This is a genomic window from Arthrobacter humicola (assembly GCF_022803015.1).
GTDB classification, from domain to species: domain Bacteria; phylum Actinomycetota; class Actinomycetes; order Actinomycetales; family Micrococcaceae; genus Arthrobacter; species Arthrobacter humicola_A.
This window is the reverse complement of the sequence record NZ_JAFKON010000004.1, coordinates 217,462-231,342: the sequence shown is the minus strand read 5'-3', so window position 1 is coordinate 231,342 and position 13,881 is coordinate 217,462. Positions and strand designations below refer to the sequence as shown.

13 protein-coding genes are annotated in these 13,881 nt (G+C 67.7%); 4 read left to right on the top strand and 9 right to left on the bottom strand.

The annotated features are described in order from the left end of the window. Positions 1-131: 131 nt before the first annotated feature. Complete coding sequence (locus tag ARTB_RS10725) at positions 132-800, top strand: vWA domain-containing protein (protein WP_243179978.1); 669 nt, start codon at positions 132-134, stop codon at positions 798-800. A gap of 102 nt (positions 801-902) precedes the next feature. Here ARTB_RS10725 and ARTB_RS10720 read toward each other — a convergent pair whose 3' ends face one another. The 3 genes from ARTB_RS10720 to ARTB_RS10710 all read right to left on the bottom strand — a co-directional run bounded on the left by ARTB_RS10720 (position 903) and on the right by ARTB_RS10710 (position 3,751). Then, complete coding sequence (locus ARTB_RS10720) at positions 903-2,339, bottom strand: class II fumarate hydratase (RefSeq protein WP_028277381.1); 1,437 nt, start codon at positions 2,337-2,339, stop codon at positions 903-905. Positions 2,340-2,410: 71 nt separating this feature from the next. After that, on the bottom strand, positions 2,411-3,025 hold the full coding sequence (locus ARTB_RS10715; RefSeq protein ID WP_028277382.1) for a carbonic anhydrase: 615 nt from the start codon (positions 3,023-3,025) through the stop codon (positions 2,411-2,413). Positions 3,026-3,034: 9 nt separating this feature from the next. After that, positions 3,035-3,751 carry a DUF4245 domain-containing protein gene (locus ARTB_RS10710; protein ID WP_439954115.1) on the bottom strand — a complete coding sequence of 239 codons (717 nt, stop codon included), beginning with the start codon at positions 3,749-3,751 and terminating at the stop codon, positions 3,035-3,037. A gap of 213 nt (positions 3,752-3,964) precedes the next feature. On the opposite strand from ARTB_RS10710, the gene glpX reads away from it, so the two are divergent. Together glpX and galE are read left to right on the top strand one after the other, a co-directional pair. After that, positions 3,965-4,987, top strand: a complete 1,023-nt coding sequence (glpX, locus tag ARTB_RS10705) for a class II fructose-bisphosphatase (protein WP_028277383.1) — start codon at positions 3,965-3,967, stop codon at positions 4,985-4,987. 150 nt (positions 4,988-5,137) lie between these two features. Continuing rightward, positions 5,138-6,109, top strand: coding sequence for a UDP-glucose 4-epimerase GalE (gene galE / locus ARTB_RS10700; protein ID WP_243179952.1), 972 nt, complete (start codon positions 5,138-5,140; stop codon positions 6,107-6,109). Positions 6,110-6,192: 83 nt separating this feature from the next. On the opposite strand, the gene ARTB_RS10695 is transcribed toward galE, so the two are convergent. The 5 genes from ARTB_RS10695 to ARTB_RS10675 form a co-directional block, all read right to left on the bottom strand. After that, entirely contained in the window at positions 6,193-7,164 is a 972-nt protein-coding gene (locus tag ARTB_RS10695; RefSeq protein ID WP_243179943.1) for a lipid II:glycine glycyltransferase FemX, read from the bottom strand. A 4-nt stretch (positions 7,165-7,168) separates the two neighbouring features. After that, a complete protein-coding gene (manA, locus tag ARTB_RS10690) occupies positions 7,169-8,458 on the bottom strand; it encodes a mannose-6-phosphate isomerase, class I (protein ID WP_243179934.1) in 1,290 nt (429 codons plus the stop codon). 80 nt (positions 8,459-8,538) lie between these two features. Next, positions 8,539-10,179 (bottom strand): LCP family protein, encoded by a 1,641-nt coding sequence (locus ARTB_RS10685; RefSeq protein WP_243179932.1) that lies wholly within the window; start codon positions 10,177-10,179, stop codon positions 8,539-8,541. A gap of 22 nt (positions 10,180-10,201) precedes the next feature. After that, a complete protein-coding gene (gene purE, locus ARTB_RS10680) occupies positions 10,202-10,726 on the bottom strand; it encodes a 5-(carboxyamino)imidazole ribonucleotide mutase (protein WP_223914232.1) in 525 nt (174 codons plus the stop codon). An 83-nt stretch (positions 10,727-10,809) separates the two neighbouring features. Beyond that, complete coding sequence (locus tag ARTB_RS10675) at positions 10,810-11,958, bottom strand: 5-(carboxyamino)imidazole ribonucleotide synthase (protein WP_243180399.1); 1,149 nt, start codon at positions 11,956-11,958, stop codon at positions 10,810-10,812. A 268-nt stretch (positions 11,959-12,226) separates the two neighbouring features. Between ARTB_RS10675 and ARTB_RS10670 the strand changes: the two genes are divergently transcribed. After that, positions 12,227-12,793 (top strand): GtrA family protein, encoded by a 567-nt coding sequence (locus tag ARTB_RS10670; protein ID WP_243179929.1) that lies wholly within the window; start codon positions 12,227-12,229, stop codon positions 12,791-12,793. Between the two features lie 33 nt (positions 12,794-12,826). Here the strand turns inward: ARTB_RS10670 and ARTB_RS10665 are convergent, their stop codons facing one another. Continuing rightward, positions 12,827-13,531, bottom strand: a complete 705-nt coding sequence (locus ARTB_RS10665; protein WP_243179927.1) for a TIGR03089 family protein — start codon at positions 13,529-13,531, stop codon at positions 12,827-12,829. Positions 13,532-13,881: the final 350 nt, after the last annotated feature.

Below are 13,881 nucleotides of genomic sequence, written 5' to 3'. Positions count from 1 at the left end.
TTGGGTTGTTTGGGCTGTGGCCGGCAATAATGTCGCTGCCCGGCCGTAGCCTGCTCCTGTCCAGCCATACCGCTGGCAACAGATGGCCCGCGACGAGGCAGAAGCGCCGTCGGGGCCGGAAATGGGGAAGCATGACAGATTCAGCCCTGACGCACGTTTACGTCCTCCTGGACCGTTCCGGGTCGATGAGCGCCATCGCCGATGACACTGTGGGCGGGTTTGCGGCGTTCATCCGCGAACAGCGGGCAGTGGCGGGCCGGTGCCGGCTGTCGCTGGCGCAGTTCGATGACACCTATGAGCGCGTCTACGCCTCGGTGGACATCCAGGACGTGCCGGCCCTGGACCTGCAGCCGCGGGGCAGCACCGCCCTGCACGACGCCATGGTCCGGATGATCGGCGAAGCGGGTGAGGAACTGGCGGCCCTTCCGGAGGACGAGCGCCCCGGCACTGTGCTGGTGGCCGTGCTGACGGACGGCCACGAGAACTCCTCGCGCGAGGCCGCAAGCGAGCTGGTCAAGGCCCTGGTCCAGCGGCAGCAGAGCCAGTGGGGTTGGCAGTTCACGTATTTGGGCGCCAACCAGGACGCCGTATTGACCGCCGGCGGCCTCGGCATCCGCGCCGAAGACGCCCTGACCTATGCCGCCGGGAACGTCGATGCTGCCTTCTCCGTCCAGTCCGCCAAGACGCGGCGGTTGCGGGAGGCGCGGATCGGCGGTGCCAGCATGGCGGATGCCGCGGCCGCGGCGGCGTACACGGCGCAGGAGCGGGAGGCCGCCGGCGGGGAACCGCCCAGGGTCTAAGTTCTGACTTGCGGTGCAGACATGCAGACGGCCGGCACCCTTCCAGAAAGGATGCCGGCCGTCGGCGGTTCTACTCTTCGGGGGCGGCGCCGCCCGGAGCCGTTAGGCCTTGTGCGGCGGGCGCGTCATGGACATGACGTCCAGGGCGGTGTCCAGCTGCTCTTCGGTCAGTTCGCCGCGTTCGAGGAAGCCCATGGAGACGACGGTCTCACGGATGGTCAGGCCCTCGGCCACGGCCTTTTTGGCGATCTTGGCGGCGTTCTCGTAGCCGATGAACTTGTTCAGCGGGGTCACAATCGACGGCGAGGCCTCGGCGAGGAAGCGGGCGCGCTCGACGTTGGCGGTGATGCCGTCGATCATCTTGTCGGCCATGACGCGGCTGGTGTTGGCCAGCAGGCGCACGGATTCAAGGAGGTTGGCGGCCATGACCGGGATGCCGACGTTGAGTTCGAAGGCGCCGTTGGTGCCGGACCACGCGATGGCGGTGTCATTGCCGATCACCTGGGCGCAGACCATGATGGAGGCTTCGCAGATGACGGGGTTGACCTTGCCCGGCATGATCGACGAGCCCGGCTGCAGGTCCGGGATGGCGATTTCGCCGAGGCCGGTGTTGGGGCCGGAGCCCATCCAGCGCAGGTCGTTGTTGATCTTCATGAAGGAAATCGCGATGTTGCGCAGCTGGCTGGACGCTTCGATGAGGCCGTCGCGGTTGGCCTGGGCCTCGAAGTGGTCGCGGGCCTCGGTCAGGGGCAGTCCGGTGTCGGCCGCCAGCAGTTCGATCACTCGCTCCGGGAATCCGGCCGGCGTATTGATGCCGGTGCCCACGGCGGTTCCGCCGAGTGGGACCTCGGCGACGCGGGGGAGGGCGGCGTTGATGCGCTCGATGCCGTAGCGGACCTGAGCGGCGTAGCCGCCGAACTCCTGGCCCAGCGTGACGGGGGTGGCGTCCATGAGGTGCGTGCGGCCGGACTTCACGACGTCCTTGAATTCGGTGGCCTTGCGTTCCAGCGACTCCGCCAGGTAGCCGAGGGCCGGGATCAGGTCATTGATCAGGGCGGACGTGGCGGCGACGTGGACGGACGTGGGGAAGACGTCATTGGAGGACTGCGAGGCGTTGACGTGGTCGTTCGGGTGGACAACCTTCTCGCTACCGGCGGACTTCAGGGCCCGCGAGGCGAGCTCGGCGAGGACCTCGTTGGTGTTCATGTTCGAGGACGTCCCGGACCCGGTCTGGAAGACGTCAATCGGGAAGTCGCCGTCGTACTTGCCGGCCGCAACCTGGTCGGCTGCGTCGGCAATCGCCTGGGCGAGCTCGCCGTCGAGCACCCCCAGTTCTGCGTTTGCCTGGGCGGCGGCCTTCTTCACCCGTGCCAGGGCTTCGATGTGGGCGCGCTCCAGCGTCTTGCCGGAGATCGGGAAGTTCTCGACTGCCCGCTGCGTCTGTGCGCGGTACAGGGCGTTCACGGGAACGCGGACTTCGCCCATCGTGTCGTGTTCAATGCGGAACTCTTCGGTGTTCAACTCATCTGTGGAAGTCATGGGGCTAGCTTATTGGGAGTAGGAGTCCCACCGAAAACCGTGAGCAGGCTGCGACGGCCGGGCGCCGGGGTTTACAGCCTGCCGATGCTGGAAACGAGATCGGCCCGGCCGTCAGCCAAGCTGTAGGCGAGGCCGATCACGGCGGTGCGGCCGCTGTCGACTGCGCCCGAAATCACCCGGGAACTGTCCACCAGCCGCTGCGAGGTCTGCTTGACGTTCTCAACCACCATGTCGTTGACGTCGGTCTGATTGTTACGCAGCGAGGTCAACACGGACGGGGTGATCCGCTCCACCAGGCTGCGGATGAAACCGACCGGCATCTGGCCGGTTTCCACGGCGTTCTTGGTTGCGGTGACAGCACCACAACTGTCGTGCCCCAGGACGACGATCAGAGGGACGTCCAGTTCGCTGACGCTGTATTCCAGCGAGCCAAGCACGGCGTCGTCGATCACCTGGCCGGCGGTGCGGACCACAAAGGCGTCCCCGAGGCCGAGGTCGAAGATGATTTCGGCGGCAAGCCTGGAGTCGGCGCAACCGAAGATCACCGCGAAGGGGTGCTGGTTTTCAACCAGCGACGAGCGTCGCGACGCGTCCTGGTTGGGGTGTGATGACGTGCCGGCGACAAAACGCTTGTTGCCTTCACGGAGACGCTGCCAGGCGAGTGCGGGAGTCAGATAAGTAGCCACGTGGCCACTTTACGGTGAAGGGCTGGCTGAAGGTGAAACTGTTGCGCCCGGCGTGCTGGACGATGCCCCGGCGGGCGGATTGCTTTCGAGTGACTTCACCACGGCGGTGGCCAGGGCGGAGAACTCCTCCAGCGTCGCGGATCCGGAGAGGATGACGGTGGTGCCGCGATCAGTCAGCACCATGGATTTCTCGCCCTTGCCGGTGTCGCGCAGTTCCCAGTCGCGGCCGCCGGCGTTGCGGGTGCCGGTCACGGGAGCGTTCTTGGTCTGCTGCAGGAGCCAGGTGGGGTTGGCCGTGCGGGTCTGCACGAGGGCGATGAAGGATTCCTTGGGCGTCAGGTAGCCGACTTCCCAGGCGGGGACGCCGCTGCCGGCGCCGGACTCCCAACGGGCGTAGTTGGCGCGGAATGTGTCGCCGGTATCGGCCGCCACGGGTGTGAATCCCGCCACACCCGCCGCGTTCTGCGCGGTGGCGCTGACATTGACGTTGGGCCGGTAACCGTCGGTCTTCGGAGAAGGATTCATGAGGACGATCGGCAGGAACGCGGCGATGCTCACCACCAGGGCGATGATCATGCCCATCACGGAGGCGTTGGCGCGTTTGGCCGCCGCGGCGGCGATGACGGGCTTCACGGGGGGCTGTCCGGAAGGGTCCGGGCCTGCCGCGGGGGAGCTGCCAGCCGGCGAACCGGGGGCGGCGGGGGAAGCGTCCTGCAATTCACTCACCCCTCTATAGTCGCGCATGTCCGGGCCGATCTCACATTCGCGGCGCAGCGGCCCCTCCGACGGTGAAGTGCGTCACGCGCCGGACATCCCATGACCTTGCGGGCCCGCCCCGACTATGATCAATATCAGACGAATCACCGCGACGGATCGATCCTGGCCGTACGGGTTCAACGACCGCCACTCGAAGAAGAGGTTCACGTGACACCAGCGCCCATGTCCCAGAAGTACTCCACGCTTTCCCCCTCGCTCGCCGTCGGGATCGATGAGCCTGACCGCAACCTCGCGCTGGAACTTGTCCGCGTCACGGAAGCCGCGGCCATCGCCGGCGGCCACTGGGTGGGTTTCGGCGACAAGAACAAGGCCGACGGCGCCGCCGTGGACGCCATGCGCTCCTTCCTGCAGACCGTGCACTTCAACGGCGTCGTTGTCATCGGTGAGGGCGAGAAGGACGAAGCCCCGATGCTGTTCAACGGCGAGCACGTCGGTGACGGCACCGGGCCCGAGTGCGACGTCGCCGTCGACCCCATCGACGGAACCCGGCTGACTGCCCTTGGCATCAACAATGCCCTGGCGGTCCTGGCCGTGGCCGAACGCGGCTCTATGTTCGATCCCTCTGCCGTGTTCTACATGGAAAAGCTCGTCACCGGCCCGGAAGCGGCCGACATGGTGGACCTGCGCCTGCCGGTCAAGCAGAACCTGCACCTGATCGCCAAGGCCAAGGGCGTCAAGGTCAACCAGCTCAACGTCATGATCCTGGACCGCGACCGGCACCGCCCCCTCGTGGAGGAAATCCGCGAAGCCGGCGCCCGCACGAAGTTCATCATGGACGGCGACGTCGCGGGGGCCATCGCCGCTGCGCGTGCCGGCACCGGAGTCGACGCCCTCATGGGCATCGGCGGAACCCCGGAAGGCATCGTCGCGGCGTGCGCCATCAAGTCCCTCGGCGGCGTCATCCAGGGCCGCCTGTGGCCCACGAGCGACGAAGAGAAGCAGAAGGCGATCGACGCCGGCCACGATCTGGAGCGCGTGCTCTCGACCAACGACCTCGTCTCCAGCGACAACTGCTACTTCGCGGCCACCGGCATCACCGACGGCGACCTCCTCAAGGGCGTCCGCTACTCCAAGGACAAGGTCCTCACCCAGTCCATCGTGATGCGCTCCAAGTCCGGCACGATCCGCTTTGTCGACGGCGAACACCAGGCCAGCAAGTGGGAAGGCTACGCCCGCAGGAGCTAGCACCTGAACGGCAACACTGAACTGCACGATAGAGCACAGCGAATCCCGGGCCGCCTCCGCGGTCCGGGATTCGTCGTCTTAAACCAGGTGCATGATGATGTGTATTGCGGTGGGGCGGCCGGGGCCCGTGGGATTAGATAGGGTGGAGCCATGACGTGGCTCGTAACTGGCGGTGCAGGATATATCGGTTCTCATGTGGTTTCCGCTTTGCGCGGTGCCCGGATCCAGCCGGTGGTGATTGACTCCCTCTCCAGCGGGCACCGTGAGTTCGTGCCGGCCGATGTGCCGTTCATCCATGGCAGCATCCTCGACGCCGACCTCGTGGCCCGCACGCTGCGGGAGCATGCGGTGACCGGGGTGATCCACCTGGCCGGTTTCAAGTACGCCGGGGTTTCCGTCCAGGAGCCGCTGCTGACCTATGAACAGAACGTCACGGGCACCGCGCAACTGCTCAAGGCCATGGAGCTCAGCGGCGTCGACAAGCTGGTGTTCTCCTCGTCCGCGGCTACCTACGGCACGCCCACCGGCGACATCGTCACCGAAGCGACGCCCACCAACCCGGAATCGCCCTACGGCGAGAGCAAACTCATCGGCGAGTGGCTGATCCGTGACCAGGGCCGGGCCCGGGGCCTGAACCACACCTCGCTGCGGTACTTCAATGTGGTCGGCTCAGGTGCGCCCGAGCTTTACGACACCAGCCCCCATAACCTTTTCCCGATCGTGCTGCGGGCGCTCACGGCCGGTAAGACGCCGCGCATCAACGGCATCGACTACAACACGCCGGACGGCACCTGCGTGCGCGACTACGTGCACGTGGCCGACCTGGCCACCTCGCATGTGGCCGCCGCCCAGGCGCTCGAGGCGGGCAAGCCGCTGGAGCGGGTGTACAACCTCGGATCCGGGGACGGGCTGTCCGTGCGCCAGATCATGACGGCGATGGCCGACGTCACGGGGATCGATTTCGAACCCGAAATCGGTCCGCGGCGGGCGGGGGATCCGGACCGGATCGTGGCCGACGGCACGCTGGCTGCCCGCGATCTCGACTGGAAGATGCGGCACTCCGTGGACCAGATGGTGGCCAGCGCCTACGACGCCCAGCGGCACGCCATCACGGCCAACTAACGCCCGCCACCAACACCGGCCACCGGGGCACGCCGGCCCGGCTGGCCGGGGTGACCCGGTAGCCGGTGCCGCCTGCTGGGCCCTTAGCGGTTAGCGAGGGCCCGGGACCGGGCGCGCAGCTTCTTCGCGAGCTGGGCGCCTTTGCGGGCCAGCTGGTAGCTGCCGTAGCGGACCTTCCGGACCGGCAGGTCCCACGTTCCGGGATACGCGATCCCGCGGCCGCCGAACGACTTCTTGAACGCCGTGAACCCGGCCCATTTGTGGTCGGGCTGGTCCTCCGGCGCCACGCCCCAGAGATCCACGTGCTTCAGGCCCTTCGCCTGGGCGTCCGCGATCAGGGTGACAAGCAGGGGGATGCCCGCGCTGAGCTTGCGGTGGGTGTCGTCCAGGGCGGCGTGCGCGTAGGTCCGGGTGTCGGCCGAGTCGTAGGCCAGGGCTGCGGCGATGGGGTGGCCGTCGAGCTCCGCGATGAACAGCGTCGCCGCGCCGGCCGGCATCAGCGAGCGGGCCACCTGGGTCAGGTACTTGTCGCTTTGCGGCTTGAAGCCGTTGCGCGCGGCCGTCATGTGCAAGAACTCCAGGAGGACGGCGATCTCTGCCGGGTCCTGGCTGGAGCGGAACGTCACGCCCTTCTTGTGGATGTTGCGGAACAAGTTCCGGTTCGCCGGCTTCATATCCGCCAGGACTTCCTTGAAATCCCGGTCGAGGTCCACAATCCAGCTGAGCTCGGGCTGTTGGCTGGCCGGCGCCGGCTGCAGGCCGCGGCTACGGAGTACCGAGTCGGCCTCGGCGGCGGTGAAGCCTGCGGTGACCGGCTCAACCCGGACAAACACGGCCCCGCTGCTCCGGGCGAGGTCCGTCAGGGCCGCCAGCGCGGCGTCGAAGGCTGCCAGTGACTCGGCGACCGGGCCGTACGGGGAGTACAGCAGTTTGCCGGCCGGATTGGATTCCTCGACCGCGAGGAAGCGCCACCCGGGCCCGGACTGTTCGTGGACGGTGCGTCCCAGCGAACGCTGGAACTGTGCCCACTGCGGGCTCTGCAGGAAATAGTCCATGGTGTCAGGCTTCCAATGCGGTGGTGACGGCAAATGCCAGGGCGGGGCCGGTGGCGCCGGAGACGGCGTGGACGTTGACCGGTGCCTCGGCGGCGGGCAAGAAGGCACTGGCGCCCCGTTCCAGCCGCAGCTCGCCCTTGGGGGAGTCGAGGCGGACGGAGCCGTGGGTGACGATGACGACGGCGGCACCGGACTGCGCCAGCGGGACGGGCTCCGCGCCGGGCGCCACAACAATTCGCTGCAGCTGGAATTCCCGGAACGGCGGCCGGAAGAGTTCCTGGCCCAGCATGGTGGTCTCGGCGGGGAGCATGGGCACGGCGACGGCCTCGAACGCCACGGTCTTCAGCAGCTCCGGCACGTCGACGAATTTCGGCGTGAGCCCGCCGCGGAGCACGTTGTCCGAGGACGCCATGACCTCGATGCCGAGGCCGTGCAGGTAGGCATGGACATTGCCGGCCGGGAGGTACACGGCCTCACCGGGGGCGAGGGAGATCCGGTTCAGCAGCAGGGAGATCAGCACGCCCGGATCTCCGGGGTACCGGCCGTTCAGGCTCACCGCGGTGGACAGTTCCGCCTCGTGCCCGGCCATCGGGGCACCGGAGACGAGGGCCGCAACGATCGTCGCCGTCGCCTCGGCGACGTCCCCGCCTCCGGTGATGAGGCGTTCGAAGGCGGAGCGCAGGCCCGCGGGTTCGTCCGGCTGCGCCAGATCCTCGAGCAGCAGCGGGACCAGCGGCGGCAGCTCCAGCCCGGCGAGCTCGAAGCACGCCGCCAGATGCTGGAAGACCGCACGGGATTCCGCAGCCGGCCGGAACCCGCAGAGGGCCTCGAACGGAGTCAGCGCGAAGATCATTTCGGGCTTGTGGTTATCGTCCTTGTAGTTGCGCTCCGTCGCGGCGGGGTCGACGCCGGCGGCTTCCTCGCGCGCGAAGCCCTCCCGGGCCTGGGTGAGCGTCGGGTGCACCTGCAGGGACAAGGGCGCCTCGGCCGCGAGGACCTTGAGCAGGAACGGCAGGCGCGGACCGAAAGCGGCCACGCTCGCGCTGCCCAGGCAATGTTCCGGATCCTCGGCGATCAGGGCGTCCAGCGGCAGCCGTCCGCCGTCGTTCGCTGCGGGTGCGTGCCGGCCGGCACCGCCGGGCGCCGGCGTCAGCGCGACGGACGGGGAGTCCGGGTGGGCGCCGATCCAAAGCTCCGCTTCGGGACCGCCGGAAGCCGGCCTGCCCAGCAGCCCGGCGATGGCCGTCGGGGAGCCCCAGGCGTAGGGCCGGAGGACGTTCTCAAGTTCGTACATGGCCTGGTCCCTGTCTGATCAATGAAATGTCTCGTCAAAGAAATGTGGTCGCACTGCTGCGCTCAAGGCTGCTGCCGGGGTTAGAGCGGCGCGCACTGTCCGTTGGTGGCGACGAGGTCGCGGATCGACTGCTCGTCGCCGTTGCGCTTGAACTGGTTCAGCATCTCTTCGGTGATCGGCTCGCCGTCCGGCGTGGTGGTCACGGGGGTGAAGTCCGACGGCGCGGGCGGGGGATCGGTGGCCGGGACGGGGCCGGCGGCGGAGACCGGCCCCGCGGCCGTTCCGGGCTGCAGGACCGCATCGTCAACGGCGTTGTCATCAGCTGCGGCGCCGGCGGACGGGCTGGCCAGCAGTTTGGCCACCCGCGCGTGGATGACGTCGAAGTCCGGGGACGTGGAGAAGGCGGCGTCGAAGTCCGGCGGACCGATGGTCAGGCGGCTGACGTCCTGTCCCTTGGCCTTCATGGCCAGGTCCACGAAACTGCCGAGCTGGCCGGAGGAGATGTTTGACTCGACCACCTTGGTGCCGGCCTTGGCGATGTCCTCAAACTTGGCCAGCAGTGTTGCCGGGTCGAGCTGCTTCAGCATCGCCTGCTGCACGCACTGCTGGCGCTGGATGCGGGCATAGTCGTCCACGAATTCCCGGGACCGGCCGTACCAGAGGGCGTGGAAGCCGTCGAGCGTCTGGTCTCCCGCCGGAATCCAGCCGTCCGGCATGCCGTGGATGCCGTTGGCCTCATCCACCATCGGCCCGCTGATGGGGACCCAGCCGCCGGCCTTGATCCGGATGCCGCCCATGGCGTCGATCAGCTTGGAAAAGCCGTCCATGTCCACGAGCACGTAGGCCTGGACCTTGATGCCCAGCGTTCCGGACACCGCTTCGAGGGTGGCCTGCGCCCCCGGGTCGGCCACCCCGGGATAGAGGTCCTGGTGCTGGTTGGTGACCTCGGTGTTGATCGCGTTGATCAGGCATTCGTCGCCGCAGTTGTAGCCATCCGGGTACACCTGGCGCATCGGCGACTCCGCGCTGAACTGGGCGTTCTGGAGATTGCGGGGCACGGAGATGATCGCCGTGCTGCCGGTCTTGGCATCGACGCTGATCACCGAGAGGCTGTCCGGCCGGCGGCCCGTGCGGTCCGCTCCGGCGTCGCCGCCCATCATCAGGAAGTTGTACCGGCCCTCGGACGGCTCAAGGGTGGGGCCGGAGCCGGAGAAGATGCTGCCGATGGCGTTGCGGCTGACATTGAGCAGATAGGCCGCGTAGCCCAGGGATCCGCTGCTGAGGATCATGGCCAGCACGAGCGCCAGCACCACCGCGGGACGGATCCTTGGCGCCAGCATCCCGGGCCGGATCAGCCGCAAGGTGTTCAGGAACAGGGCGGCCCAGCCGATGGCCAGGCAGGCGAAGCCGAGCACCAGCAAGAGCGAAGGCACCGTGCCGGTGAGGAGGTTGATCAGCGTGGAGCGGGACACGAGCAGGAGCAGTACGGCCAGCAGGGCCAGCGCCCAGACCGTAAAGGTCACGCGCAGCGCGGCCCGGCCAAGCCGGCGGTTGCCCGCGACGGTTTGGGCGCTGCCGGGAACCAGCAGCGTCATGAGGATCAGGACGAACGCCCGCTTGGTGAGCACCGGGGACGGGGCGCCGGAGGGGTGCCGGACCGGATCGCCCAGTGCCCGCCCGGACTGCTCAGGGCGGTGTGTGGGGGCGTAGCTGCTGCTCATGCCGGGATTCCTAATGGCTGCCTTAATTGCCGCTACGCGGGGTGACGTTTCCGGCGGCGAACACTTCGCTGACCTTGTGCCGCAGGTTCGCGCCCTTCCTGGTTGCGACGTCATTCAGCTCCTGGGCGAACTCCAGGAGGTCCGCCCGGAGCTGGACTGCCAGTTCATCCGTGCCCGAGGCCAGCATGCGCACAGCCAGGAGGCCGGCGTTGCGCGCGCCGCCGATCGAGACGGTGGCGACCGGAACGCCTGCCGGCATCTGCACGATGGACAGCAGGGAATCCATGCCGTCCAGGGTCTTCAACGGCACGGGGACGCCGATCACCGGCAGGGGAGTGACCGAGGCCAGCATGCCGGGAAGATGCGCGGCGCCGCCGGCGCCGGCAATGATCAGGCGAAGACCGCGCTCGTGGGCCGTCTGGCCGTAGCGGATCATCTCCGTGGGCATCCGGTGGGCCGAGACGACGTCGGCCTCGAACGGGATTCCAAACTCGGCGAGGGCTTCTGCGGCGGCTTCCATGACCGGCCAGTCCGAATCCGAGCCCATGACGAGGCCAACGAGCGGGGTGTCCGCGCGGGTGCCGGCGAGGGGGGTTCCCGCTTCGTTGGCTTTGGGGCTGGGTGCGGTGCTCATGCGGTCTCCTCGGAAGTTGCCGGCATTGCGCCGGCGTGGGCCCGGCCGTTCCGGATGATGTCGGCTACGGTGGTGGCCCGCTGCCGTACGGAGTCGACGTCGGCGGCTGAGGTCCCGACCAGGTTGACGTGGCCGATCTTCCGGCCGGGCCGGACGGCCTTGCCGTAGCAGTGCACCTTCGCCGCCGGCTCGCTCGCGAGGGCGGCGGGGAAGGCGGAATAGAGGTCCTGGTTGGCGCCGCCGAGGAAGTTCTTCATCACCACGACCGGCCCCAGCAGGTCAGTGGCGCCCAGCGGCAGGTTCAGGATGGCCCGCAGGTGCTGCTCGAACTGGCTGGTCACCGAGCCGTCCTGGGTCCAGTGCCCGGTATTGTGCGGGCGCATGGCGAGTTCATTGATCAGGAAGCCTGCGCCCACGCCCGGGGTCTCGAAGAGTTCGACGGCCATGACACCGGTCACGCCGAGTTCGCCGGCGATCCGGACCGCGGCGTTTTCCGCGGCTGCGGCAACATCGACGGAGATGTCCAGGGCCGGGGCAATGACTTCATCGCACACCCCGTCCACCTGGATGGTGTGCACCACCGGCCATGCCCGTGTTTCACCGTCCGGCGTCCTCGCGACCATGGCCGAGAGTTCGCGGCTGAATTCCACTTTGGCTTCGGCCAGCAGGGGGGACATGGCCTCGAACCAGTCGGCGGAGGCCTCCGCGTCCTCTGCCGAGGACACGATGCGCACGCCCTTGCCGTCGTAGCCGCCGCGGGGCATTTTCAACACCACCGGCCAGCCGGTCTGCTCGCCGAAGGCGACGAGGTCCGCGACATTGGCGACGGAGGCCCACGTGGGGTTCGGAAGCTCGAGCCGGTCGATCGCGGCGCGCATCACCAGCTTGTCCTGGGCGTTGACCAGGGCATCCGGGCCGGGATGGACGTTCACGCCGGCACCGATCAAGGACCGCAGGTGGGCGGTGGGGACGTGTTCGTGGTCGAAGGTCAGGACGTCGAGCCCGCGGGAGAACTCGAGCAGATGCTCCAGGTCCTTGTAGTCGCCGACCGGGGCGTTAGCCACGGCAGAGACTGCGGAGACGTCCTCGCCTTCGGCGAGAACACGGAGCTCAAAGCCCAGGGCGGTCGCGGCAGGGGCCATCATGCGGGCAAGCTGGCCGCCGCCAACAACACCGATTACAGGAAAAGTCACAAGTCCCAGCCTACCGAAAACCTCACGGGAACCCGGCTTTTGGGGATTGGCAAGCGCGGGAACGGTGCCGGGACGGGGGTTTCGCACCCGCGCGCCGGGCGCCCGCCGCCGGGTCCGCAGGGAGCCGTCTGAGTGGCCGCTGCGGGCGAACTCCCGGGAAACGGCGCTAAAATGGGCGTTTGGCCCAATGGCCGACAGTTCCAGAAGGCCACGGAGGGTCATGATTACTACACTTAACGAGCGCATGCGCGGGCTTGCCTCGCTGTTCTGGCGCGAAGTGGCCAAGTTCGGTGCCGTCGGCGGCATCGCGTTCGTCATCGACAACGGACTGACGTTTTACCTGATGCACGGTCCCATGACCGACAGCGAGGCCAAGGCCCGCTTCTTCGGGGCCAGCGTGGCGACGGTCTTTTCCTGGGTTGCGAACCGTTTTTGGACGTTCCGGCACCGCCGGCAGGCCAACGTGCTGCGCGAGTTCGTGATGTTCCTCATCATCAACGGGATCGGCATCGGTATCTCCACCGGCCTGACCGCCGTCGCGAAGTACGGCATGGGAGTCACCGACAAGAACGTGCTCTTCCTGGCCGGGGTGGTCGGCATCCTGGTCGCGACCGTGGTCCGGTTCTTTGCCTACCGCTTCCTGGTGTTCAACCAGGAACTCGACGCAGAGCCGGAGTTCTCGCACGACCACGAGATCATCGAACGGCACCCGCACTCCCAGCCCGTTGCCACGTCGGCCGTCAGGGAACGCGTCAACGATTCGGAACTGCCCGGCCCGCCGGCCTAAGGAACCGCCGTCCCGGAAGTCAGTGCCAGGGGATCAGTCCCCGCTGATGCGCTCGGCGTCCCGCAGTTTGCCGGTCACCACTACCTCGGGGTGCACCAGGACCACGGAACCGTCGGCCTTCCAGGTCCCCAATGACTGCGCAAGGACGGTTTCGAGGCCGTCGGCCGCGGGAACCAGCAGCCGCAGTCCGGGGTCCTGGGCCGCGGCAAAACCGTCCAGGAGCGCCCCGTGCGCATGGACTGCGCCGTCGGAGGTGCGGACGGCGAGACGTTCCGCCTCCGGATCCACGTGGGGCATGAAAATGTCGCCGTGGGAGCGGACCTCGGCGGCATAGTCGAGGACGCCGCTGGGCAGTTCACCCGTCCACCGCATGGCCAGTGCCGGCAACGACACGGCCAGGACGGCGTCGAACCCGCCCGCGGCAGCGCCCGGACCAGGGTCCGCGGTGGCCAGCAGGTCCGCCTCCGCGTCGTCGAAGACCACTTCCATGCCAAGCTGCCAGGCCGCGAGGGCCAAGATCACCGACTTCCAGTGCGCGGGCAGGTCCAGGCGCAGCCGCATGCCCGGTTCGGCGTCGAGTTCGTCCTGCAGCAGGTTGGAAGTCTTCGCGACCCAGTTGTCCAGCACGCGGCCAGAGAGTTCAACCCGTTCCGCATCGGGGCCGTACCAGGTCAGCCGGGGCGCCGTGGCCTGGCCGGAGCGCAGCGCTGTCATCAGGTCGATTGCCGGAATGCTCATGCCCTCATCTTGCCACGGCTGTTGTCACGGCCAATCAGCCCCCGGCTCCGTGACGTCCGTCACCCCGGCGGCCCCGTGTTCGGCGGGGTCCGCGCAGGGCGCGGGAAAATTTCCCGAAAATTCAATGAAAAGCCCCAAAAGTGCTCAGTACCCTGATTATTCCGCGGGTTCTCGCGGGACAGGCGAAAAAATTCCGGGCGTGGCGTGCCTCCACTTTGTGTATCAAGTTGATTATTATCTCCGCCGTGGCTTGACTCCCGGATACTTACACGCGTGTAATTAGTTATCTAAAGCCACTGCACAAAACCGGCACTCAACCGAGTGTCCAAGGGGGTCTTGCAGTGGCTGTA